Raw genomic sequence first — 25,389 nt, forward strand, 5'->3', positions numbered from 1 at the left:
CCATATAGTGCGCAAATATATCACATTTTTAATCAATAAAATATGAAAGAAGAACATTACTGACTTAGATAGGTGATTAAAAAACATCCAAAACAGCATTCAAAAGCTGTTGTGTATACGCTTCTTGAGGACATTTAAAAAGGGATTCACAACTCCCAAACTCGACACCGACTCCATTCTTCATGACTAACACTTCATCAGCGATATAAGAAACCACCCCCATATTATGGGTAATAAATAAATAAGAAATGCCTGTTTCTTGTTGTAACTCTTTTAATAAATTGAGGATTTGTGCTTGCACAGAAACATCCAAAGCACTGGTTGGTTCATCACAAATCAAGATATCTGGACCTGTAGCTAAAGCGCGAGCGATACAAATTCTTTGTCTTTGCCCACCGGAAAATTGATGTGGATAACGCTGCAAGCTACTGCTGGGCAAATTAACCTGATTCAATAGCTCTTTTTGCCGAGCACTAATTACCGAGCGCTTCATTCCTTGGGCATGCATTCCCTCAGCGATTATTTCACCTACTGTCATGCGCGGATTCATAGAAGAAAAAGGATCCTGGAAAATAATTTGTACTTTTTTTCGGTATTCTCTTAATGAGCGCCCTTTTAATGCCAATACATCCTGTTCTTTATAGTGTACTTCACCGCCACAAATGGGTAATAATCGTAATAAGGCACGACTAGCCGTGGTTTTACCACATCCTGATTCACCCACTAAAGCCAATGTTTTTCCTTGCAATAAACGAAATGACAGTCCATCTACTGCTTTTAATAAAACTCTATGGCGACTGAATAGTCCTTTTTTCTGGATAAAACCAACGGATAAATCATTCACCGTGAGTATTGTTTTTGCCTCCGTAACCGCAACATCCCAAACTATTTTGTTTTTTTGCAAAGGCGGTAATTCTTCGATGCCAGGGTATAGATGACATCGTACCAATTGGCCATCTTGTTCTTGCAATCGCGGCTCCTCTATTGAGCAACGTTCAAATGCGTAAATACAACGAGGATGGAAACGACAACCCGAAGGCATTTCATCTAAAGCAGGCACTAATCCACGAATTACTGATAAGCGCTCCTCACGTTTTGCCAAAGAAGGTATAGATGCCAATAACTGCTGTACATATGGATGTTGTTTTACTCGCGAAAAAAAATCTTCTACAGAGGATTGCGCTACCACTTGTCCTGCATACATTACACAGACGCGTGATGCCATGGCTCTCACTACTCCTAGATCATGAGTAATGAGCAATAAACTCATTTGATGAATTCTTTGTACTTTTTTTAATAAAGTAAGGATTTGGGCCTGGATTGTAACATCCAGAGCGGTTGTTGGTTCATCGGCAATTAAAATATCAGGTTTACAAGCCAGCGCCATGGCAATAACCACCCGCTGTTTCTGTCCACCGGACAATTGATGCGGATATTGATGGATTTTAATTTCTGGCTGAGGCATTTCCACCTCATAAAGCAAGGATAATAATGCGTCTTGCAATTCTTGGGCAGTAAACGAGTTACATTTTGCCAAGGCTTCTGTTAACTGCTCTCCTATTGTCATTACTGGATTCAGTGCAGTCATTGGCTCTTGAAAAATCATGGCCAATTTGCGACCTCTCAATTGTCGCATCATTTGCTCTGGTAAATCCAAAATATCTTGTCCATCCACATGGATTAAACTGTCAATACCATAAACACCGGATTTAGGTAACAAGCGCATTAAAGCCAGAGAGGTGAGGGATTTGCCACAACCTGATTCGCCTAATAAAACCAGGGTTTCACCAGGATATAAATTAAAGCTGACTTCATCCAAAGCAGACACCGTCTTATGGTGATGTTGAAAGGCTACAGATAATTGGTGAATTTCAGCACTGTTTTTTTGCATATGTTTTCTATTTAACCTGGCCTGGTCAAAGCATGAATTCCATTAAGTTAAGGATTCTTGTCATTCCTGCCAAGGCGGAATCTATTCTTCAATTGCCATCTGCCTTGTTAAAAATGGGTTCCCGCCTTGGCATGAACGACAGTTTTTCCCTTAATTTAATGGCAGTATGTCAAAGCCTGATCCAGAAAATCATCTTTACTCATTTCCCAGATTAAGGGTCCCTCAATCCAAGCGTCACTAACAACATCCAGCTTGCAGAACAGGTGATCTTTATATAGATTTACAAAGGAACTATTCGTCTTTCGTCTACTGTATCATAATATATGGTAAAATAAACCTAACTTTTATTTGAGAAATACCCATGTCAGAAAACTATACTGCCCAAGCTATTGAAGTCTTAAGTGGACTTGAACCCGTTCAACGTCGCCCTGGCATGTATACCGATACGACGCGTCCGAACCACTTGGCTCAAGAAGTGATTGATAACAGTGTGGATGAGGTACTTGCGGGCTTTGCAAGCCATATCCGCGTCACGCTTCATGAAGATGGCTCTATTGAAGTAGAGGATGATGGTCGCGGCATGCCTGTGGATTTACATCCACAATTAGGCTTAAGTGGCGTTGAAGTGATTATGACTCGACTCCATGCCGGAGGCAAATTTTCTGATAAAAATTACAGCTTTTCAGGTGGATTGCATGGAGTGGGAGTTTCGGTGGTCAATGCTCTTTCTGACCGCCTTGATGTGACCATCAAGCGCAATGGGATTGTGTACAAAATGTCTTTTGCCAATGGCGATAAATTATGCGAATTAAATGAAACAGGCCTCACTAAAAAAAGAGACACCGGTACAATTATCCGCTTTTGGCCCAATCCAAAATATTTTGATACCACACGTATCTCCGTAAAACATTTAACCCATGTGCTGAGAGCAAAAGCAGTACTCTGCACGGGCTTGTCTATGACGTTTATAAATAAAGCAACTAATGAGGAATTGCATTGGTGTTATGAACAGGGTCTTATTGATTATTTAAATCAATCATTGCCTGATGGAGATTATTTGCCTGAAGAGCCATTTATAGGCGAGTTCAAAAGCGATGAAGCAACTGTTGATTGGGCATTAGTTTGGTCTAATGGCTCAAATAGTGGTTTTAGTGAAAGTTATGTAAATTTAATTCCAACAATTCAAGGAGGTACCCATGTAAATGGCCTACGCTCCGGCTTATTTGATGCTATGGCAGAATTTTGTGAGCTAAGAAATCTACTACCTAGAGGAATAAAACTTACCGCTGATGACCTGTGGGAACCCTGCCAATATGTATTATCGGTGAAAATGAAAGAACCACAATTTGCGGGACAAACCAAAGAACGCTTAAGTTCCCGCCAGATTTCTGCTTTTGTCAGTAATGTAATTAAAGACGCTTTTGCACTTTGGCTCAATCAACACCGAAATCAAGGTGAGGCGATTGCTTCTTTGGCAATTGAGCGCGCACAAAAACGTTTAAGACAAGCAAAACAAGTAGCACGCAAACGAGTAAGTCAAGGCCCCGCCCTCCCAGGTAAATTGGCTGATTGTTTGCTTACTGATCTCAGCCAGGCTGAATTATTTTTAGTAGAAGGTGATTCCGCGGGTGGCTCAGCAAAACAAGCACGTAATAAAGATTTTCAGGCAATTTTACCGTTGCGTGGAAAGATTCTTAATTCCTGGGAAGTAGATTCGTCACAAGTCTTGGCATCTCAGGAAATTCATGATATTTCCGTAGCAATAGGAGTAGACCCCGGCTCTTCGGACCTAAGCGGGCTTCGTTATGGTAAGTTATGCATTCTCGCAGATGCAGACTCAGATGGTGCCCATATTGCTACGTTGATTTGCGCTTTGTTTTTACGCCACTTTAAACCACTGGTTCAAGCTGGGCATGTATTTGTTGCTATGCCACCACTGTATCGAATTGATGCAGGTAAAGATGTTTATTATGCACTGGATGATGAAGAAAAAAATCGCATCCTCAACCATTTGGCACAAACTACTCGAGCGAAACCCAACGTTCAACGGTTTAAAGGTTTGGGTGAAATGAATCCCATACAACTTCGTGAAACGACTATGGATCCTAATACCAGACGATTGGTTCAATTGACCATGGATGATGAGGTCGGAGCTGAGGCAATTATGGACATGATGCTAAATAAAAAACGGGCAAGCGATAGAAAAGTCTGGTTAGAAACTAAAGGAAACTTAGCTGAAGTTTAATGTTCATCGGGTTTTACCCTTCAGATGACACCTCTTAATAAATAGCCGCAGCACCCGGGATTTCCAGGCATTATTAATCCCGGGTTCTGCAGTATGCTTCACCCTGGCTTCAATTATCATTCTTCTTAATTCATTTCTGAAAATGATGACTCGCCAATTTTTTTATAATCTTTTTCACCAAAAATAGCTGAACCGAATTGATAATATTTAAATTCCAATAAATTATTGCTGGGATCTTTCAAGAAAAAAGATTGATGTTCAATTCGAGTATCTTTAAATCGTGTTTTCAATGGAATTTCAAAGGGAATGTGCTCCTTCTTAAGTTGTTCCAAAAAAGCATCAAACTCATGTCGTTCAAGAAAAATTAAGCCAAAATGTCTTGGATAGATGCCTTCTTGTGGAGGAAGAATGGTATCAATTTTATGTGCTACAATTTGATGGTTACCAAATTCTAAAATCAATGCATGCTCCGACTCACGTCCTAATGAAAAACCCAACTGATAATGATAAAACTGTTTTGCCAAAGCGAGGTCATGCACAGGAAACGCAAGATGAAATAAAGTGTTCATCATACTCCTTGTAATGGTTTATTTTATAAAGAATAGTAACAGCAGCTACGCTGTAGCTATAAAATTTATATTAATTAAGAAATAAGTGTGTAAGAATATTTACTTTATTTAATCCAATTTCAACATAAAATGCATTTAAACTCTATTTTTGATTACATAATTCACATTGATGTATATTTAAATACCATTGTTACAACATATGGATTTTGGACCTATTTGCTTTTATTTGCAGTAATTTTCTGTGAAACAGGGCTTGTAGTGACACCTTTTTTACCTGGAGATTCCTTGCTTTTTGCTGCAGGGAGTATGGCAGCTCAAGCTGGAAACCCATTAAATATTTCGATTTTATTTTTTCTGCTCTTTTTTGCCTCAGTTTTAGGAAATCAAATCAATTTTATGATTGGCCGTTTACTCGGGCCACGTATTTTTTTCGCTGATAGCTCCTGGTTGCTCAATAAAAAACACTTACAAGAAACTCATGCATTTTATGAAAAGCACGGTGGTAAAACGATAATTTTTGCACGTTTTCTTCCTATCATACGTACTTTTGCTCCTTTTGTTGCAGGTATAGGCTCGATGCGCACTCTTCATTTTTCACTATACAATTTGGTTAGTGCCTTAATATGGATCCTCAGTCTGTTGAGCTTGGGCTATTTTCTAGGATCAATTCCATTAATAAAAGAAAATTTCTCGATCGTAATTTACAGCATCATTTTCATTTCTTTACTACCGCCTATTATTACTTTACTGAGTCGAAAACGAACTATGGAAAAATAGAAACGTAACCTGGAGTTCTTATATCCAGGTTACAATTTTAATGAGTGTTGCGATGAATTAAATTAGCCTATTTAATATATTGATAACCCCCATCAGGAATTAATAGTTTTTGAAATTCGGCCAAGAGGTCGGAGTAATTGTTAGAAACATATTTTAAATCTAAGTGCTTATTTAATTCTTTTGTTAATAATCCCTGCAATAACATAGTCCTGAATGAATGCGGGTGAGTTCTACCGTTTTTACCATCCTTTAAATAATCAATTAACATTTCCTTGGCTTCAGTAAGAGCGGTAACGGATGAAAACTCACCATTAACCTTAGAAATCTCATCGTTAAACTTAGAAAACTCTCCATTAAATTTTCGTGCCCTTCTCCTACCGGATTCTCCGTGTCTATGAAAAATTGAAAAAAGAATTCCATCGCTGTAAGAACAATACTCCACCACCGCTCTATTGACTATACGAATTAATTTATTCAATTCTCTTTGCTCGGCTTTTGAGGTAATCAACTCCAAAGATATCTCTTCACGTTGACTTAAAAGAGCATGTTTGCTGGGAAACCCTTGGTGATTACCCGGTTTTTTATAATGTTTGGTTTCAACATCCACTCTTACAAGCTCAGTTTTCTTTTGAGTAGCTACTTTCTTTTTCTGCGAATGTTCATCCTGAATTGTTAATGTTACGGTATCTTCTTCTTTCTCGGTTTGCTTTTTGGCATGAGGATCTGAGTCCCAAGCTTTTATTTTTTTGCTGCCTAAATCAAGAGATGCAACTCCCGAAGAATGGCCAGGTTGAGGTGAAGCTTTTCGGGATTTAGCCATTGTTACTTTTGTAGTCCAATGCATATTATTTTGATTATTTAGCGTGATTGTATGTTGGGAAGGCCAGTCTTGGTACTCATATCGCTGCCTACCATTTTCGAGCGTATGCAGATTTACCTCAAATGCATTAGCTAAATAATCCAGTTCTAAATGAGTTGCCCATACAGAATCTTGCGTAATGTTTTGTAATGCCAGAATTATGGGAGAGTTAAATTTGGGTTCAGTCGATAGAGTAATAGTTTCTGGAGCGACCTCTTCTCCATAAATTAATGATATAAATAAGGGTGCCAACACTAATGATTCATGCTCCGCTACAATGCGTGAATGATCAATTTTTTTGAGCGCATTTTTAATAGCCGGGGATGAAACAAATTGGTTGAAACGAGGATCCAAATATGTTCCATGATACATTTCAGCAAATTTTCTATAAGTACTTATTGCTACTAATGCTCTGTATTCGTCTTTTTTTTGCGCTGATGTACATGCCCAACGTAATTCTTCGATCTGCAAATTATAAGTAATTAATCTTAAAGCTCTTTGCAATACTTCAAGTAACTTGTTATCAGGTTTATCAAAATCAAATTTGCAAATGGCATCATAATAATCTTTTATAGAGGGATCCAATTGCACCCACTTATCAAAAGTTATTCCAGTTCCTTCCTGCTGAATAATATTAATTAAGCCTATTGCGAAGGCATAATAACCACAATTACCTTTGGCAGGGTTATCAATGATCCTTTCTTGCAACTCTATATTGAGATTATCTTCGGGGCTGGGATTAGCTGTGGATTGTTCCTTGCTAATTATAGTTTTACTCATAGACATTGATTTTTTCTCCCCCCGATTTAACATCAATGGAATACAAGATGTTCACATATTATGCTACGAGAGAGAATAACTCGCAATAGAAACTAACTGTTTTGAACTAAGTAGCTAATCAACAATGAGTAATTGAGATATCATACCATTTTGAATCCAGCCTTTTAGGTAAGAAGCGGCCGTCATACCTACTTCTTCGGGTTGTATCCATTGACATAGTCCTTCACAAAGAGCACCGAAAGATAGTCCTTGCGATAAGCTATCCAAAGCCCAAGCCTCTTCTTGAGATAAGCTGTAAAATTGTATCTTATATTCTGGTGCGCGCCATATGACCCAAGCTGTGAACTCTGGAGTTTGTTGCAATTCAGGCAGCTCCCGATCATGAATTAAAGCCTGCCAAAGAGGAATTATGTTCCATAAATAATTGATTCTTTGTACTGATGGATGAAGCACAAATTGTAAATTTGCCCACGCTTCAGGAGGTATAGCAGCCATATCCTCAACCCGTACAACCTGTTCATCAGCAGCATCAAAAGCCCAGTTCATTTTCCATTCAAAATCAGCAAGTTCTGCTAAATAAGGATATTGTGAGTAATTGTGCTTAATAAAATCGGATAATAAATCACCATACCAGCGAATTGAACGATAAGAGGAAGGATGGGCATCAATATAATAAGTTGATAGCTTGTTAAATTCCTCAGTCCCTAAATAAGCATACAATGCAGGAAAATTAATACTTAAACTCTCAATAAGTCGAAGTTTGTACGCATCACGATAAATACCTAAGCGAGTATCTACCGAAACCAATTCAGTTTGGACAATGGAATCATAAATGTCTGCCTGACCTGATAATAGAAATTTTTGAAATTGATTTTCTAAGTGAAAAAGCTCATTCATGCAAGCACCTCTTCAACCAAAATTGATTCTGCAATCCGTCTCGCATGATTGATTTCGGCTAGCAACTCTGCAAAAGGAGGCATATTATCATCCCGTTCAATCATTGATGATATCGGCCCAAGGCGCTGTAATGTCGCAGCATAAAGATCCCAGACAGGTTGAATTACTGGTGCATCATGCGTATCGATAATGTAATCACCGTGATTCGAATGGCCAGCTAAATGGATTTGGGCAACACGCTCGGGAGGCATGGCAAAAATATAATCCATTGGATTAAACTGATGATTTACGGAACTAACATAAATGTTATTTACGTCTAATAGGATATAACAATCCGCTTGCTTTACAATTTCCAGGATAAATTCCCATTCTGACATCTCAGATTGTTTGTAAGTAAGATAACTGGATACGTTTTCAATTAAAATGGGGCGACCTAAAAAATCTTGCACTTGCTGTATTCGCGATACAATGTGATGTACCGCTTCACGTGTATAGGGAACAGGCAACAAATCATGTGCATTAATTCCGTTAACGCCTGTCCAGCATAAATGATCAGAAACCCATACTGGTTCGACTCGAGTCACGAGTTCCTTTAACTGCTTTAAATAGTTATTATCCAGCGGATCAGTACTTCCCAATGAAAGTGAAACACCATGCATTACTATTGGATAATGGGCTCGTATTTGGTCAAGATAATAAAGAGGCTTTCCGCCCGGTACCATATAATTTTCAGTGAGTATCTCAAACCAATCTAAATCAGGTTTTTGCGCCAAGATTTCTTCATAATAATCGGGTCGTAATCCCAGTCCAAATCCTAAAAAAGGCATTCTTGGAGTCACTTTATATTTTGGGCTATCCATGTATTAAATCCGAGAATAAAATGAAACCAGGCATGCAATGCATGCCTGGAGTAATGAGAATTTCAATTGAAATTATTGAACAACAGTACCGCCAGCTTTTTGGCAGTCTTCTTTAGTCATTTCAGCCATTCCCTTGCCTTTACAAGCGTTTTGGCCTTTACAAGCATTGTCTGCAGTTTTGCAAGCGCCTTGTCCTTTACAAGCGTTACCACCTTGGCATTTTACCATACCAGTAGTAGCTTCATCTGCTGCAAAAGCAGGAGCAATAGCGAACATAGAAGCAGCACCAATTGCTAAAGCAACGCCTGTTAATTGTAATTTATTCATTTACTTAATTCCTTTTAGAGTTAGTTAAATATGCTATAGGCAAAATATAATTTAGCCACTTGCATTTTAGGAAGTAAAATTTAATTTTGTCAAGTTCACCTTTGGAAAATAATGGTTTTCCTTAAAGTGTAATCGGCAAATAAGACTCAAGCAGGCAGAGCGTCAGAGCTGCAATAGGCAAATCAATGCCAATTCGTTCATCAACAGCAAACTTACGATGATTATGTGACACGGACCCCTTGTCCCTTTTCCCTGGCAAAACTAAAGACTTTAATTAAAAATTATTATTTAAAGGCTTTATTCTTACAAGACAACCTTAATGAAAAACACTGTCTATAATTAAGGATAATTAAAGTCACCAATTAATAATAATATATGAATAAACCTCTATTCACACCCAAAGAAATTTTTGAATTTATTAAGCAGCATGAACCATTTTGTTCCATGAGCGAGGCATGTCTTTCAAAACTTTCACGTGTTTTGGAGATAGAATCTCGAACTGCTGATTCCCTTTTAATTCAAAAAGGGGAAAACATGAATGATCTATACATTCTGATCAAAGGCCGCTTGTACTATCAGGTAACAGATACCCAAGGGAATGTGACATTTCAGGGCGAATTACATGAGGGGGCAATCATTGGTGAAATGGCGCTTTTATCTGATTTGCCCCGCTCCGCTAATGTCTATACATTGCGCGACAGTATCATCTTAAAATTATCGAAGAAGAATTTTTTAAAATTATGCAGATCATATCCGGAACTACTCAATAAAATAACTCAATTCACAATTAAACGATTAACCGACTCACTACAGGGAATTCAAGCTGCCTCTTCACGTAATAAATCCATCGCTTTAATTCCAATAAGACCGATAAAAGATCTTGAATTTCAATTGCAAGAAATGATTTTTCGTTTCTCTTATGGGGAAAAAATTCTTTTATTAACCAGCCGTTGCCTGGACAACAGACAAGGCCTCCTGGATGACAATGGGAATATGAGTAATGAGGGAATTTTATGGATTAACCAAATCGAAAAAGAGTACTCTTTCATTTTTTATCTAGCTGACGAGACGATAACCAACTGGACTAAATTTTGCGCCCGCCAAGCAGATTCGCTCGCCTATTTAGCACTTGCAGAAGAACATGATTCTGACATATCTGAAGTAGAACATTACCTATTAAATATGCAACATAATTTTATTAAAAGAAATGTATTAGTACTTATGCATCAAACGGCAACCCCACCTCGAAATACTAAAAACTGGCTTGAAAGGCGCGCCGTTAACAGCCATTTTCATGTCCGAAGCAATACAGATGAAGGCATATCTCGCATGATGCGAATCTTTACTGACAATACCATTTCCTTAGTACTCAGCGGTGGTGGCGCACGAGGTCTTGCGCATATAGGTGTTTATCGCCTGTTAGAAGAGCGAGGAATACCGGTGGACTATATTGCAGGAACAAGTATGGGAGCAATGCTTGCTGCTGTTTTGGCGATGGGATATTCTTCGAGCGAGCTATTAAAATTTGTTGGAGAATATTTAATCAAAGGAGCGAAAATTGATTTTACCTTCCCATATATTGCAATTGCTACAGGCAGAAGAGCCACAGACAGCCTTATCGAACTCTATGGTGAGGACAGCCAAATCGAAGATTTGTGGCTGAACTACTTTTGTGTCTCAACAGACTTAATCAGCAAAAATTTATATATTCATGATAGAGGACGATTATGGGAATCAATTCGCTCCAGTATATCCCTACCCTTTATCTACCCACCGGTATCATTTAATGACAGACTGCTTATTGATGGCGGAGTATTGAATAACATACCTACTGATGTCATGAGGCAGTATTCTCATAGTAGTAAAATTATTGCTTCGAATGTGAATAATAATAGTAGCCTCTTCAAATTAACTCCAATACCTTATTCTCTTTCAGGTTGGAAGTTGCTTTACAACAAATTCATGGGAAAAGAATCTATATTGCCCATTAATTTAGGTGAGTTGGTGTTGCGATTATTAACCATCAGCTCCCATCAAAATACTGCGAAAATGATGGCCATGGCAGATTATGGTATTACTTTAAAAGTAGATCAGTTCGGTATTTTGGATTTTAAAAAATACAAGGAAATTACCGAAGCCGGATACGAACAAGCAAAAGCCCAACTTGCCGCCCAAAATTTAGCTGAATTATTGAAAGCTAACGCTGAGCATACTAACAATGCAATATAATTTAATCTTTTAAATTCAAATCTATTTTTTTGCTTTGCGAGCCATAGCCTGATCAAACATAGCTCTTTTTTCTGGGGGCAAGGATTCGCGCCGTAAAGCCATCATTTCTTCCAGAGAGCCTTGGATGCAATCTGGAGTAAGACGATCGAGAATTAAAAGGCCGTTTAAATGATCAATTTCATGCTGCAAAACCCGAGCATAAAATCCTTCTTCAATGTGCTGATGAAACTGGCCTGACTCATCATAATAGCTTACTGTGATTTGCTCATATCGCGGGACCTTCCCGGATTTGCCGGAAACAGAGTAACATCCTTCAAAATCTTGCTGCATTACAGAACCTGAAACGGGTTCATAGTTTGGATTAATCATCACATGCATAGGATAGAATTTTTTAACATTATCCCTTAATAAAGTCGCTTCTTCAGAAATGTAAACTGCAATGATTCGTCTTGGAAAATTAACCTGGGGAGCCGCCAAACCAACCCCACCTAGCTCATACAATTTACTTTTCATGGCAACGATTAAGTCTTTATCTGCCTGACTTAAAGGAAACTGAACTTCTTGGGCCTTACTCTTTAGAACCTGACGGTATTCCGGTTGTTCCACAGTTACTATGTCCATAGCCATACTCATTGTATTCCCGATTAAGAAAAAAAATAGCACAATCCCCAAGCATAATCTGTTCATATTACCTTAATTCATTTTCTTTAAGTTTGTTGTTTGAACCCCAAAATAATCATGAGCCTGATAAATAGGATCTGCATCAATACCAATTCACAGTGCTTTTATCAAATGAGCTTTATGTTGACTGATAAAACAAAATTCAGATACAGGAACATCTGCCACTTGTTTGATTTAGCTCCTGTGTTTTAAACATTTGGTAGCGATAGGACAAACAAAGAAATATACCCGGGGCAACTTCAGCCTGATTTATATCGCGCAATCTTAACCCAAAAAAAAGAGTGATTCAAATTAGGTATTGCCCTTAGTCCCCGGCAAAAAGCCCGCCATGTTGTTAATGGGTAAACCCTGGATGGGAACTGTGATAAAATTTCATATTTCCCAAAATACCGAGCCCAATGCACACTAAAAATAGGATATATCTACGCCAATTAAATCAACATGATGAAGCTAATTTTCTCTTAACCATGCAGAAAAGCCGAGACTTTCACCACCCTTTTGTTACCACACCCCAGACTCATGAGGAATTTCAAGCCTACATACAAAAATTCCAGCAAGAAGAACAACGATGTTTTTTGGCATTGAATCAGAATGATCACATTATCGGCGTATTCAACATTAATGAAATTATTCGAGGCGTATTCCAAAGCGCCTATATGGGATATTTTGCATCAGTAACTTATGCAGGCCAAGGCTTAATGAGTCACGCATTAAAACTGGTTTTAAAAGAAATTTTCTTAGGACTAAAACTGCACCGAATTGAAGCAAACATTCAGCCAACGAATACTGCATCCATCCATTTAGTTACCAAAAATGGTTTTCTTAAGGAAGGGTTCTCCCCAAGATACTTAAAAATTAATGGTATATGGTGTGATCATTTTCGTTTTGCTCTAACCTACGAAGATTGGTTGACAAATCAATAGACTAATAGAGTGATTCAAAAAATGCCTTACCACACTCTGCCTAATAATTGTCTATAACCTGTAATGGCTTGATCTGCAATTAAAAATTGATGTCGGTCATAGGTTGTAGTCAACCCAATGACCTGCATGCCGGCGGCTTTTGCTGCCTTTATCCCATGCAGGGTATCCTCGATAACTAGACAACGTCCCGGAGTAACATTTAGAAGTTTGGCAGTTAATAAATAGCCTTCAGGAGATGGCTTCCCACTCTGTACGTCTTCAGTTGTAACAATTGCATCAAAATAAGCACGCAATTTGCCCTGCCTTACTCTAGAAAGTACGGCAGTTATTTCGCCACGACTGGATCCACTACAAATGGCAATTTTATTTACTTTGGGAGCAATTTTAAAAATAAATTGCTCAAAATCTACAATCAGGGGCAAAGGATCGCGAGTATTAATAATATTGATGTACGCTTCAGTTTTTTGCTGAATCAAACGTTTAGTTTCCGCAACAGAACTACTAAAGCCCTCATTGTCCAATAGCTTAGGGAACATATCCTTGTCGGACAAGCCCAAGTATTTTTCTGTATAGTCAGAATAACTTATGCTTATTCCTAATGGCTTAAGTACATGACAACATGCTTCATAATGAATAGGTTCGCTGTCTAAAATAACCCCATCAAAATCAAAGATAATCGCATCATACATGGTATCCAAAATCCACCTTTATTCAGCTGTGTCTCATAAAGACTTTTTCATTATTTTATAATTACATAAATCTGATGAGAAATGTACTCTTAAGCCATAAGCGACAATATCAGAACTTTTTCACTATCAAGGACTGACTCTCCTGATGCTGTATTTTTGAATCGGGTTGCTCCCCACGATTTGTTGAATCGTTAAAAGCACATTCTTTCAGGGATTTTTGCGTTACAACTGACTTTCCTAGGCCGGTTATCGCCGTTGATACATCAGGACATGTCTCTTCCTTAGATAGAGGGACATATTCTTTTTGCAGCAAAGTGCCAATTACACCCGTACATTTTCCTTTTATTTTTCCCGTTTTTTGATCAATGATCATCACATATGGAGGAACAAATAATGAGGATCTATGGCCCTCATCTTTTATCTTATAAACACGGCGTGTCTCACCATAATCAAAATCTAGCGTAATCCCTAAAACTGTTTGAAAAAAGGCTTTGAAATTTTTTCCATGTCCAAACAACCAACAATCTCGCTGCTCTACATGTTCAATAAAATTTTGAGTATCTTCTATTTTGTCACCAGTGTAATCCAAATTTTGGTACACATCATCACATTCCTCAAGAAGAATCTTATTACCATGCTCCTGTATTTTTTCAGCAGCCTTCTTTCTCTTTTTATAAAGCAAAGCGAAGTCTTGATCACTATAAATCCATAAGGACAATTTTAAAAGAAGCTTTTTAATAGGAGATGTCCAAAAGGAAATCTGATCAGATAGCTTACGCATATCTGACATAGAACGAACATCATAACCCGAAGGTGCATTACTGTTTTCCGCCAAAAAAGGCAGAACAGCAATTGTTGCATTTTTAATTTCCCTGGGAATCACCCATCCAGCTGTTTGCAGTGCTCGATTCATTGGTGAAACAGCGATTGAGGGGGGGCGCTCACTTGGAGAATAAAATAACAAATCACCAGTAGAGTGACTGGTTCGTTCCATGTTTCTTTCAGCCTCTTCAGAGAGAGCAGCATTTGGGCTTAAACCAAATTTTTTTTGTTCCCAACTACTGCATTTCCCATGACGACTGAATAAGACATGAGCCGTAATTTGAATTCCTTTTATTTCAAGATAGAGCCGGTCCGTTTCTTTGATTTGCTTTAATACTTCGCTAAGTTGAGCATCTTGGCTTTCATTTAACTGTTCTACGAGACTATGAACTTCGTTGATATATTTTTCTTGAATTGTTCTAAAAAGTTCACTACGTTGTTTCGGTTCTTTGATTTTATCCAGTTTTAATCGTTCAATTTCCATTAACTCTTTAAAAGCCATTCTCAATCTTATTAATAAACAAAATAATCATTTATAATACAATCAAATAATTTGTTTGATAAGAGATTACTCATGAAATACTCACAATGTTCTGTTCTATGTTCAAAAGAGGACAAAAACTTGACAAAGTAAGAAGATGAACCAGAATTTAAGAACCATAAATGGAATTATTGATGTTAGAAAAAACAGCACAAGCCCCACGTTTTATATGGAGAAAATTATGGCTACTTCAAAAAAGATTAAGGAAGAAAAGGCCCTAATGAGTGAAATTGAAGCAATTTATAAACGTCGCGCCGTACGTAATTATAAACCGCAAAAACTGGATCCCTCGCTCATTCATTCATTGCTTGATGCTGCAGTTCAAGCACCTACGGCGATGCATGAAGAACCGTGGTCCTTTGTGATTATTCAAGATCAGGATACATTAAATCGCTTGTCAGACACTGTGAAAGCGCTGATTCATACTGAAGCCCATCATTTTTCCAAAATACAAATGAAAAATCTGCAAGAACTGGTTAATAATCCTGAATTTCATGCATTTTATAATGCAAGCACCCTCATTATCATTTACAGCAAATATCAAGGTCCTTTTGTAGCGGCTGATTGTTGGTTAGCAGCTGAAAACTTAATGCTGACTGCATGTGCTCAAGGACTTGGTACTTGTGTCATTGGTCTTGCTGTTTCAGCACTGAATACTCCAGAGTGGAAAACAAAACTGAATATTCCCTCTGACGTCACAGCAATTGCACCAATTATTGTAGGTATTCCGGCTGGAGAAACGCCTGTAGTGGTTCGTAAATCACCGGAAATTTTGGTATGGAAATAAAGGTCTCAGCTCCCGAATTGAGTGCCTTTGGCCAATTTATCCAATTCATTAATTTTGTAACTTCTTAATTGTATCTTTTAATGTAGGAAAAATGCGCTCTCCTTTTATCAAATGCATCACGCCTATATTCATTAACTTATTTTTAACATTAGATTTAGCTTCACAGAGATAAACATTAATATGACGTTTGTGAAACTGCTCGATTATTTCAATAAATGTTTGTAAGCCGGTAATATCCATAAAAGGTACATCCTTTAAGCGAAAAATAATATTTTTTGGATCGGAATGGGTGATCATAAAAGCCCGTTCCAATTTTTCTGCTGCACCGAAAAAGAAAGGCCCTTGAATAGTATATACAACGGTATTTTTTGGCAAAATAATATCTGATAGTTCATTTTTAAGTGTTTCATGATCCTGCTGCTCAATAGCGACAAATTGACCCATGCGACGTACAAAAAGTAACATTGCAAGAATGACACCAACATTAACTGCGACGACTAAATCGGTAAATATAGTAAGCAAAAAAGTCGTAATTAATACGAGGAGATCATAACTTGGTGCGTGCTTTATCATATATATAAAATGAGGTACGTCACTCATATTGTATGCAACAACAAAAAGAATCGCCGCAAGCGTACACAGTGGGATATTAGATGCAAAAGGCGCAAGTAACACAATAACCAAGATTAAAAATATAGAATGAACAATAGCAGCGATAGGACTATTGCCACCATTACGAATATTTGTGGCTGTTCGTGCAATAGCACCTGTTGCAGCAAATCCACCAAATAGCGGTGACAAAATATTAGCTAGGCCTTGTCCAATCAATTCTTGATTAGAATGATGCCGTGTGGCTGACATGCCATCTGCGGCTGTTGCAGACAAAAGGGATTCAATCGCGCCTAGCAAAGCAATAGTAAACGCTGGACCGATTAAATTAAAGGCATATTCTAATTGGATTTGGGGTAAATGAAACTGTGGTAAAGTTTGCGTGATACCCCCAAACGTACTGCCAATCGTTGCAACACTTTTGAAATGGAACAATGTTTGCAACACGGTAGCTACAACCATTGCAATTAAAGGACCAGGAACGCGCTTTAAAAATTTGGGGGTAATGAGTATCAAAAAAAGACTCAAACCAGCCAATCCTACTGTTGACCAATCGAGATTAGGGAATGCTCTAATCAGTGCTAATAACTTTAAATAAAAAGGTGCATTAAGAGGGATGTGTACAGATAATCCAAAAAAATCGTTCCATTCACCTACAAAAATAATAACACCGATACCTCCAGTAAACCCGACAATAACTGGATCTGGAATAAATTTAATGACTGCTCCCAATTTGAGGAAGCCCATAAAAACTAAAATAAAGCCCGCAAATAATGTTGCTATCTGCAAACCATCGATACCATATTGAGCGGTGATATTTGCAAGAATTATAACGAATGCACCCGTAGGACCCGCAATTTGTACCCGACTACCACCAAAAATGCCTACGATTAATGCCGCAATAATTGCGGTATAAAGACCTTGCTCTGGTTTAACACCAGAAGCAATAGCAAACGCCATAGCCAAGGGTAATGCAACAACCCCGACAATTAATCCGGCAATTAAATTTTGTATCCAATATTTCGATGTGAGTAAACCTGCACGATACGATTCAACGATAGCCAGCATGTTTCAAACCTTTTTATTTTTAGAATATAATTTATGAAATCTTATTTTTCACTTTACTTATTAAAGATGAGTTTTTTGTTCTGCCGATGAGAACGGATGAGAACGTAAGAATAATAAATAAAGTCAATAAAATAGCACTGAGAGAATTTGAAGAAACAAGACGACGCATGCTTACCTCCTGTAAGGGTGTATCGCAGATTATTTTTAAAATAATACAGAAGAAACTTGCTAAAATACAGCGAAGATATTAAAGGCAATAATCGCAAATACTCAACTCAGCTTGCGTTTTAAATTTTATTTTTTCGCCCAACGTGATTGTGCAAGGTGAGCAAAATGACAGAATATAACTGAACCGAACCCTATGAGCCCACCCAATATAACATGCGTCAAGCGTTCTGATGCAACGCTTGCTGAATGCGTGACTAACATCACTGTTGTTGCAACAAAGAAACAACGAAAAGAATATGCAATAACATAACGACGGAAGGCAACTAAAGTTAAGAAAATGCCGCAAATGGCAAAGGTCAAAGCAAAAGGAGTGCTGGGAAGAATAAATCCGAATAAAATACCTAAGGGAACACCTAGTGATACACCAATAACACGTTGACTCAATTTTTGCGGCGTTGTCATTACATTACCAGTAACGACACTGGCAGTCCCCCAAATCATCCACTGCCCATTTTGCATCTGAAAATATTCAACCAAAAATGCTGAAATACAAACGGCGATTGCCATAGCAATCATACTTTCAACATAAGGATTTTGCTCTCCAAAATCATTTAAACCACCTAATCGCAATGGGTGATAATGAATCTCTCGTTTTTTGTAATAGGCGCTTATTTCATCGAATTGGGCAAGCAATAACGTAGGGACTAATGCAATTAACAGATAGGGTAAAAATTGAGGAGCCTGATGTAACATCACTGTATGATTAGTCTCTGCAGCAAATTCTGTAGCAAGAATAATGGCAGGAATAAAAGTCCAACTCCCTAAAGGACGCAGCTTCTCGCCCTTTATCGTCACCAAAATTACTGTCGTCGCAGCGAGGGTGCATGAGACAATATACAGCACAGGCATAAGCTGGGTTAAAAAAAGTAAGTAAAACATTACAACGATCATGCAACCATGAAGCAATACCCCTAATGCAGTAAGCTCGAGTCGTTCCTCTACAATAAGCGTTGATATAGTTAAAACAGAAGACTGAAGCCAAATCGAGTTATTGGTACTCAAATAAAGAAGGGCAAAGGGTAACAATACAATGATACCTCGCAGCAAAGATCCTATCTGAATTTCATCTTTTAATGCTTGTATCGTCTTGGAAATAACGTGCATTAGATACCTTTTAGTTCATTTACTGTGACAATTTGCGCTATTTTTTCCATTAATTGGATGGAAAATTGATGTTCTTCCTGACTCGCCGCCGCACAAATGTCTTCAACAATACATACTTTATAATCACGATCATGAGCATCGCGAGCGGTGCTTTGCACGGCCCAGGAAGTACTGACTCCCCCCAGTATTATTCGTTCAATTTGGTTTGCTCGTAGCGCTGCATCAAGTGCAGTTCCATAAAATGCGCTAACTCTTGGTTTGACCATTACTAAACTATTGCCAATCAGTAATTCAGGATGAAACTCTGTTCCTTTAGAGCCAAGTTTTAGAGCATCCAACACATGAACCTTGCCAAAGATAGGCGAATGCTTTGGTTGTTCCGTATAATGCGCACTAAAACCCACTTTCACCATAATGGTTAACCAATTTTTTAATTTTGCAATTTCAAGAACTTTATTTACCTTTTTAATTATATCACGCTCCTGGGCGTGCGCGGCTGAACGCGCTATCTTGCCTTGTGGATGCATAATATCAATAATATAGTCCAGACCTATAAATGCGGTACGCATTGTATTTACCCCCATCAAATACTCCCGAATATCTTTAAAGAAAGCACATTTTTTTAATTTTTTATCCCATAGAAACACTAAGTGGTCTGATTTTATTTACCTGGATTTTCTTTAAAAACTATTAGCTTCAATTTATAAAACTTTTGTCATTAATGTTTATTCATTGTTTTATATAAAAAATCAATTTTTTTTCATATTGTCCTTCTTGCATAAATCAGACATAATTTCATGAATTATCAATGAATAATGATTAAACTATGGCTAGTGGATATACAAAAAAGTGATCGGGATTTTCCAAAGCAAAACGCCGAGTCATGAACACGCTTATATTTCAAGTAATAATAATTTAGTTCAAGATAATAGAACATATCAATTGAGTAACTCCAGAAAAGAGACAGATTTAGAAGGGACAATTTTTTATGCAATGGAAAGGGATACTGCATTCTTTTTTTAGTTTAGTAATCGTATTGAGCGCATCATCAGCACTGGCTTACGATGAACCAGTTGTGAATCTGGGCTATACCAGTTTTTATGATGGAAGTCCGCCTTCTGGCCCAGGCTTTTATTTCCAGGATTATTTTCAGTACTACACATCGAATCGCTTTAACGACAACAAGGGCAACAAACTCCCTCTGCCTCGTACCGACCTTGATGTTGTTGCGAATATAACCCAGTTTATTTATGTTACAACAAAAAAAATTTTCGGAGCTAATTTAGGTTTTTCTGCGCTTTTACCCTGGGTAGTTAATGATCGCGTAGATGATGGGTTGGGAAATAGTGTATTAAAAGCAGAAAATGGACCAGGTGATTTGTGGATTGGGCCGGCGCTGCAATTTGATCCTATTATGAGAAAAGATGGAAAGGGACCGTTATTTGTTTCGCGTGTCGAACTGGATGTCGTCGCCCCAATAGGACGATACAGCAGCATTAATGCAATTAACTCCAGCAGCCGCTTTTGGTCTTTAAATCCGTATTGGGCTTTTACGTTTTGGATGACTCCTAAATTGTCTACGTCTGCGCGATTGCATTATCTGTGGAATAGTGTCAATCATAGTCCTAATGTTGCCTTTGGACCGAATGTTAACTCCATTCAAGCAGGACAGGCTATTTTTGCAGACATTGCTGTAGGTTATGCAGTAATAGAAAAGTTTACTGTAGGGGTTAATGGCTACTTTTTCAATCAGATTACTGATACCCTGGTTAATGGAGTTGGATTCCCCGGTCGTAAGGAAAGTGTTTGGGCAATTGGTCCGGGTATGGTCTATAGTCTTAGCAAAAACCACTTTATTTTTTTTAACGTATACTCTGAGCAAGATGCCAGAAATCGCCCCCAAGGTACAAATGGAATCCTGCGCTTTGTAGCTCATATCTAATGTGTATTGGTGGGAAAATGACTATTTCGTTCATCCAATCATGCTCAGAAACCGCATCACGTACCAAGGATGGTTTTGCCCATGAAAATTGCTGGTTTAACTAAAACCACAGTACGTGTAATTGGTCTTTATTGATTTTGTTTGATTACTTTATATAATCCACTGTATTCATTCAATTTCCAGGAAGAAATTACATTGAAAGTCGGTATTATTGGTGGTTCCATAGCTGGTTGCGCCCTGGCCTTATTATTAAAAGATCAATTCCAGGTTACAGTTTTTGAGCGAGCAGATGATTTAAAATCGCGCGGAGCAGGTATTACGATTTCGATTGAATTACTGAACGCATTATTAGCCAAAAATCTTATTGATCAAGATACATTATCCCATACATGCACCGCACGCAGTTTTTATTGTCAGGCAGACAATGAACCAGTTTATGGAAAATTGTTATGGCAGCAGGGAATTTCCATGACAAGTCTGCACTGGGATACTTTATTTTCCAATTTAAGAAAAAGAATACCAGACCCAATATACCTTCAAGGTGTTAAGGTTATCGACGTACAACTCAATAATGAAGGGCCTGGTCAAATTACTTTAGAGTCTGGCAAAACACTGCAATTTGATTTAATTGTTTTTGCAGATGGTGTTCAATCTTTAGGGAGGCAGTTGATATCCAATGTGCAACCAGAATATTCAGGTTATGTTGCATGGCGCGGGACCTTGGAATTTGAACGAATACAAAATAAAACTCTTTTCAATGAACAAGGACTTTATTACTGTTTTAATAAAGGACATCTATTAACTTATCCGGTCTATCATCACCAAAAAAATAAATTGAACTGGGTTTTTTATGAAAAAATTGCGCTTGAGGATCTAGAAAATTTGGGCCCAACGTCTTTTATCGACTTTTCTGTAAAAGCAAAAGAACATCTCTATCAATTAGCACATGACAAGTTACCTCAGGCTGTAGCCCAAATAATCCTCGATACTCAATCTCCTTTTATGCAGAAAATTGTTGATGTCTGTGCTCATCGTCTTGTGACTCACGGAGCGCTTTTATTGGGAGATGCCAGCACCGTATTACGCCCCCACGTGGGAAATGGTGCTTCCTTAGCCATTCAGGATGCATTAAGTCTCAGCGAACATCTCTGGAAATACGATGATTTTCAACAAGCAATTAAGGAATGGGAGAAAGACGCTCTTCCTAAACGAGTTGCGATGTATGATTTATCAAAACGAATGGCTGATGCCTTAGTATTACACCCTGTAGAATGGCAAGAAATGAATGAGTCAAAAATGCAGGACTGGTGGGAGCAAATCATTCTTGGAGAAAAGTGGTATACGACTTCCCCCATACAAAAAGAATGTTAAGGTAATATAAAGGTGGAAAATCAAACCTTATAAAACCCTTCAGAATTACTGATATTCCATTGCTTCCACGTTCCTTGATATCCCTTCAAACGCTGTTGAGCAAACTGATAAAAATGAGCAAGGAACAAGACTCTCTGCTCGTAATAAGGAGTAAGGTAAGGCTCTGCTCGATTGACTTCAAACAAATTATAATAAGGAGGTATAGATGCGTGTCGTGCAATAATTTCTTCAAAACTCACTTTATCTGCATTTTTTAACATGTCATAAATCACAAAAAAGCTCGTTGTCCGCCCTTTACCACCTCTGCAATGAATGTGAAACCAAGTATCTTTTGGCGCATTTTTTATTATGGTTAAAAATGCATCGACTTCTGAATCAGACGGTGCACTGTGATCCGTAACGTATAATCGATGATATTCAAAACCTAATTTTGAAACGATGTCCGCCTCATTTTTTATCTTTTTTACCAGGACGCTTTTACCACTAGAAAACTCCTTGGCAGCGAACTGTTGCGAAGAGAGAATTCCACTTATTTTTTTTTGAGTTTTTAATGAACTGAGCCAATTTTCCTGATCTGCAAGACTTTGGGCATTTGTTTTTCCGCGATTTATCCAGTCATATTCACTTACTAATGTAATCGCTCTGCCATTAAGATAGCCATGGCTTTCCTGGCGTAAATCCAACACCAGCACTGGTTTATTCCGTAAATGTCCATGCCTGGCAATATAGTCAGAAATATCTTTCCATCCCTTCTCACTCGGCTCTTCACTACCAGACATGGTCAATTCACTAATACCCAATATATTGCCTTGATACGCATTGGCAATCATAGAGGTATCACGTAACCATTTTAATGGAGAAGATGAACGTTCACTGTCTTGCACAATACAGGGATTATGGATACTCGCATCACATATCCTTGTTTCTGTGTTTGTTTTCGCGAAAGATAATCCCTGAACTAACAATAGAACATTGGAAATAATGGTAATGTGCTTCAAATAGGTCATCCATAACCCCTTAACAAGAAACATAATCCATTCTATGTTAATATTTTTTCCTACTGCAAGACCATTGGGTTAAAATTTATCAGGTTTATTATCAATTAATCTGCTGATGTACCTTTTCGACTCGGCAGGCCACATGAGGACTATCTATCAAGTATTTGCTTGAAGTGCGCGCCACAATAAACATTAATAAAATGAACAACCGCTTGCGCAAAATGAGCATTCCATAAGTTCTGATGCCCTTTATCTGAAAACTCAATCCATTCCTTAGGCTGGTTAGCTTGATTAAACAAAGCTAAACCTTGATTATAAGGTACAACTTCATCCAGCTTCCCATGTAACATTAAGATGGGAACATGAATTTTTTGAATGCGTGATAAAGAATCATACCTGTCAATCATGGGCATTGGTAACCAGGAATAATGAAAGCGAGCCAGGGCCGTTAATGAGGTATATGGCGATTGCAGCACTAAAGCGCACACAGGAAATTCTATAGCCATTTGTGTTGCCACCCCGGTTCCTAATGATTCCCCGTAGAGCACAATATTCTTTCCCTCAATACCCCGTTGTTGTAAAAATTGCATTGCGGCTCGCGCATCCTGATATAATCCTGATTCAGTTGGCTTTCCCGAGTTTCCTCCATACCCACGATATTCAAGTAATAACACGCCAAAACCTTCTGAGAGGAACTGACGAACAAGAGGCATCCGATAACCAATATGCCCTGCATTTCCATGTAAATAGAGAATTACTGGTTTCTTATCCACTGGGGGTTTATACCAAGAACTTAAAGTCAATCCATTCACGACAGGGATTTTAATAATTTGCATGTCTTCAGCTTGAAAATCTTGCAAATTAGGTTTTTCAGAAGATGGAAAATAAATGAAATAACGTTGCCAGAAATATGCCACGGTAGCAATTAAAATAAAAAGAATGAGAACCAGTAACCATTGCTTTTGCATCATTATTTCATCTAGATTTATTGGTTTGATTGTAAAAACGGATAATCCGTATAACCTTTTGCACTCCCCCCGTATAAAGTCGCACGATCTAATTCATTCAATGGCGCATTTTTTCTAAATCGCATGACCAGATCGGGATTGGAAATAAAATATCGCCCAAAAGCCACGAGATCGGCATAGCCACTGTTGACTGCTTCGTCGGCCATTTCCAATGTATAACCATTATTTACCATCCAGGGGCCATTAAATTCTTTGCGTAATGCTTTGAAATCAAAACCATAATACTCGCGTGCACCTTGAGTTTCTCCTTCAATAACATGAACATAAGCCAACTCAAATCGACTCAGTTCTTGTACAAGTGGAAAAAATACAGCCGCAGGTGCAGTATCTGTGACTCCGTTGGCATGACTTACTGGAGCGAGACGGATTCCTGTTCGATGTGCACCAATTTCATCGACAATGGTAGCAGTTACTTCCAGTGCAAAACGTAATCGGTTTGCAATTGAACCACCATATTGATCCGTTCGATGATTTGTCCCATCACACAAGAATTGATGGATGAGATATCCATTGGCTGCATGAATTTCAACGCCATCAAACCCTGCTAAAATAGCATTCCTTGCAGCAATTCGATAATCTTCAATAATGTGGGGAATTTCACTAAGCTTTAATGCACGTGGTACCCCAACTTCGACAAAAGTACCATTTTCAATAAATGTGCGCTGTCCTGATGCCGCAATGGCAGAAGGAGCAACAGGAGCAATCCCTCCGGGCTGCAGAGAAGAATGAGAGATTCGCCCTACATGCCAGAGTTGCAAATAAATAGCCCCTCCCTTCGCGTGAACAGCTTCCGTTACCAGTTTCCATCCAGCAATTTGTTCTGAGGAATAGACTCCGGGAGTCCAGGCATATCCCTTTCCGGTCGGAGAAATTTGGGTTGCCTCAGCGATAATTAAGCCTGCATCCGCACGTTGTGCATAATACTCTGCATTAAGTTCTGAAGGAGTATCAATTCCATGGATTGAACGATTTCTCGTTAGTGGCGCCATGACAATGCGATTTTTTAGCGGAAGACCTCTTAAATTAAAGGGACTAAATAAAATTTCATGGTTCGTAGTCATTTTTGCCTCATGCAGTTGTTTATACTCAAAATTAATTCATTTATTTCTTTTAACTTAATTAAAACATTCTATCTATGTTTCATTCTAGATTATAGGGTAAGAT

The 25,389-nt window shown here is 38.2% G+C and carries 22 protein-coding genes; 7 read left to right on the forward strand and 15 right to left on the reverse strand.

What is annotated here, in order from left to right; translation table 11 throughout:
- Positions 1 to 76: 76 nt before the first annotated feature.
- Complete coding sequence (locus tag BW930_RS07185) at positions 77 to 1,891, reverse strand: ABC transporter ATP-binding protein (RefSeq protein WP_058468479.1); 1,815 nt, start codon at positions 1,889 to 1,891, stop codon at positions 77 to 79.
- Between the two features lie 361 nt (positions 1,892 to 2,252).
- On the opposite strand from BW930_RS07185, the gene parE reads away from it, so the two are divergent.
- Positions 2,253 to 4,136 carry a DNA topoisomerase IV subunit B gene (gene parE, locus BW930_RS07190; protein WP_058468480.1) on the forward strand — a complete coding sequence of 628 codons (1,884 nt, stop codon included), beginning with the start codon at positions 2,253 to 2,255 and terminating at the stop codon, positions 4,134 to 4,136.
- Between the two features lie 125 nt (positions 4,137 to 4,261).
- On the opposite strand, the gene BW930_RS07195 is transcribed toward parE, so the two are convergent.
- Entirely contained in the window at positions 4,262 to 4,705 is a 444-nt protein-coding gene (locus BW930_RS07195; protein ID WP_058468481.1) for a VOC family protein, read from the reverse strand.
- 129 nt (positions 4,706 to 4,834) lie between these two features.
- On the opposite strand from BW930_RS07195, the gene BW930_RS07200 reads away from it, so the two are divergent.
- Complete coding sequence (locus BW930_RS07200; protein ID WP_058468482.1) at positions 4,835 to 5,482, forward strand: DedA family protein; 648 nt, start codon at positions 4,835 to 4,837, stop codon at positions 5,480 to 5,482.
- Between the two features lie 67 nt (positions 5,483 to 5,549).
- On the opposite strand, the gene BW930_RS07205 is transcribed toward BW930_RS07200, so the two are convergent.
- The 4 genes from BW930_RS07205 to bufA2 form a co-directional block, all read right to left on the reverse strand.
- Positions 5,550 to 7,127 (reverse strand): hypothetical protein, encoded by a 1,578-nt coding sequence (locus BW930_RS07205; RefSeq protein WP_058468483.1) that lies wholly within the window; start codon positions 7,125 to 7,127, stop codon positions 5,550 to 5,552.
- 108 nt (positions 7,128 to 7,235) lie between these two features.
- The gene (locus BW930_RS07210) at positions 7,236 to 8,018 is read right to left on the reverse strand and encodes an HvfC/BufC N-terminal domain-containing protein (protein WP_058468484.1); all 783 of its coding nucleotides are present in this window, start codon (positions 8,016 to 8,018) and stop codon (positions 7,236 to 7,238) included.
- Positions 8,015 to 8,878, reverse strand: a complete 864-nt coding sequence (bufB, locus tag BW930_RS07215; RefSeq protein ID WP_058468485.1) for an MNIO family bufferin maturase — start codon at positions 8,876 to 8,878, stop codon at positions 8,015 to 8,017. Before bufB ends, BW930_RS07210 begins: the two co-directional genes overlap by 4 nt.
- A gap of 72 nt (positions 8,879 to 8,950) precedes the next feature.
- A complete protein-coding gene (bufA2, locus tag BW930_RS07220; protein WP_058468486.1) occupies positions 8,951 to 9,205 on the reverse strand; it encodes a BufA2 family periplasmic bufferin-type metallophore in 255 nt (84 codons plus the stop codon).
- Positions 9,206 to 9,580: 375 nt separating this feature from the next.
- Between bufA2 and BW930_RS07225 the strand changes: the two genes are divergently transcribed.
- A complete protein-coding gene (locus BW930_RS07225) occupies positions 9,581 to 11,434 on the forward strand; it encodes a patatin-like phospholipase family protein (protein WP_058468487.1) in 1,854 nt (617 codons plus the stop codon).
- Positions 11,435 to 11,455: 21 nt separating this feature from the next.
- Here BW930_RS07225 and def read toward each other — a convergent pair whose 3' ends face one another.
- Positions 11,456 to 12,061: a peptide deformylase gene (gene def / locus BW930_RS07230; RefSeq protein ID WP_058468543.1), complete on the reverse strand. Its 606-nt coding sequence runs from the start codon at positions 12,059 to 12,061 to the stop codon at positions 11,456 to 11,458.
- A gap of 452 nt (positions 12,062 to 12,513) precedes the next feature.
- Between def and BW930_RS07235 the strand changes: the two genes are divergently transcribed.
- Positions 12,514 to 13,038 carry a GNAT family N-acetyltransferase gene (locus tag BW930_RS07235; RefSeq protein ID WP_058468488.1) on the forward strand — a complete coding sequence of 175 codons (525 nt, stop codon included), beginning with the start codon at positions 12,514 to 12,516 and terminating at the stop codon, positions 13,036 to 13,038.
- Between the two features lie 26 nt (positions 13,039 to 13,064).
- Here BW930_RS07235 and BW930_RS07240 read toward each other — a convergent pair whose 3' ends face one another.
- Both BW930_RS07240 and BW930_RS07245 read right to left on the reverse strand, forming a co-directional pair.
- On the reverse strand, positions 13,065 to 13,727 hold the full coding sequence (locus BW930_RS07240; RefSeq protein ID WP_058468489.1) for an HAD family hydrolase: 663 nt from the start codon (positions 13,725 to 13,727) through the stop codon (positions 13,065 to 13,067).
- A 109-nt stretch (positions 13,728 to 13,836) separates the two neighbouring features.
- Positions 13,837 to 15,051: a histidine phosphatase family protein gene (locus BW930_RS07245; protein WP_058468490.1), complete on the reverse strand. Its 1,215-nt coding sequence runs from the start codon at positions 15,049 to 15,051 to the stop codon at positions 13,837 to 13,839.
- A 220-nt stretch (positions 15,052 to 15,271) separates the two neighbouring features.
- On the opposite strand from BW930_RS07245, the gene BW930_RS07250 reads away from it, so the two are divergent.
- A complete protein-coding gene (locus BW930_RS07250) occupies positions 15,272 to 15,877 on the forward strand; it encodes a nitroreductase family protein (RefSeq protein WP_058468491.1) in 606 nt (201 codons plus the stop codon).
- A 48-nt stretch (positions 15,878 to 15,925) separates the two neighbouring features.
- On the opposite strand, the gene BW930_RS07255 is transcribed toward BW930_RS07250, so the two are convergent.
- The 3 genes from BW930_RS07255 to BW930_RS07265 form a co-directional block, all read right to left on the reverse strand.
- Positions 15,926 to 17,554, reverse strand: coding sequence for a SulP family inorganic anion transporter (locus tag BW930_RS07255; RefSeq protein WP_058468492.1), 1,629 nt, complete (start codon positions 17,552 to 17,554; stop codon positions 15,926 to 15,928).
- Between the two features lie 294 nt (positions 17,555 to 17,848).
- Positions 17,849 to 18,886 carry an FUSC family protein gene (locus BW930_RS07260; RefSeq protein WP_058468493.1) on the reverse strand — a complete coding sequence of 346 codons (1,038 nt, stop codon included), beginning with the start codon at positions 18,884 to 18,886 and terminating at the stop codon, positions 17,849 to 17,851.
- Positions 18,886 to 19,470, reverse strand: a complete 585-nt coding sequence (locus BW930_RS07265; protein WP_238587879.1) for a cysteine hydrolase family protein — start codon at positions 19,468 to 19,470, stop codon at positions 18,886 to 18,888. Before BW930_RS07265 ends, BW930_RS07260 begins: the two co-directional genes overlap by 1 nt.
- A gap of 404 nt (positions 19,471 to 19,874) precedes the next feature.
- On the opposite strand from BW930_RS07265, the gene BW930_RS07270 reads away from it, so the two are divergent.
- Positions 19,875 to 20,828, forward strand: a complete 954-nt coding sequence (locus BW930_RS07270) for a SphA family protein (protein WP_058468494.1) — start codon at positions 19,875 to 19,877, stop codon at positions 20,826 to 20,828.
- A 141-nt stretch (positions 20,829 to 20,969) separates the two neighbouring features.
- Entirely contained in the window at positions 20,970 to 22,199 is a 1,230-nt protein-coding gene (locus BW930_RS07275) for an FAD binding domain-containing protein (protein WP_238587880.1), read from the forward strand.
- 20 nt (positions 22,200 to 22,219) lie between these two features.
- Here the strand turns inward: BW930_RS07275 and BW930_RS07280 are convergent, their stop codons facing one another.
- The 3 genes from BW930_RS07280 to BW930_RS07290 form a co-directional block, all read right to left on the reverse strand.
- On the reverse strand, positions 22,220 to 23,206 hold the full coding sequence (locus BW930_RS07280; protein WP_058468496.1) for a phosphatase domain-containing protein: 987 nt from the start codon (positions 23,204 to 23,206) through the stop codon (positions 22,220 to 22,222).
- A 140-nt stretch (positions 23,207 to 23,346) separates the two neighbouring features.
- Positions 23,347 to 24,165 carry an alpha/beta hydrolase gene (locus tag BW930_RS07285; protein ID WP_058468497.1) on the reverse strand — a complete coding sequence of 273 codons (819 nt, stop codon included), beginning with the start codon at positions 24,163 to 24,165 and terminating at the stop codon, positions 23,347 to 23,349.
- Between the two features lie 17 nt (positions 24,166 to 24,182).
- Positions 24,183 to 25,286 carry an alkene reductase gene (locus BW930_RS07290; protein ID WP_058468498.1) on the reverse strand — a complete coding sequence of 368 codons (1,104 nt, stop codon included), beginning with the start codon at positions 25,284 to 25,286 and terminating at the stop codon, positions 24,183 to 24,185.
- Positions 25,287 to 25,389: the final 103 nt, after the last annotated feature.

Source organism: Fluoribacter gormanii, assembly GCF_900156395.1.
GTDB lineage: Bacteria > Pseudomonadota > Gammaproteobacteria > Legionellales > Legionellaceae > Legionella > Legionella gormanii.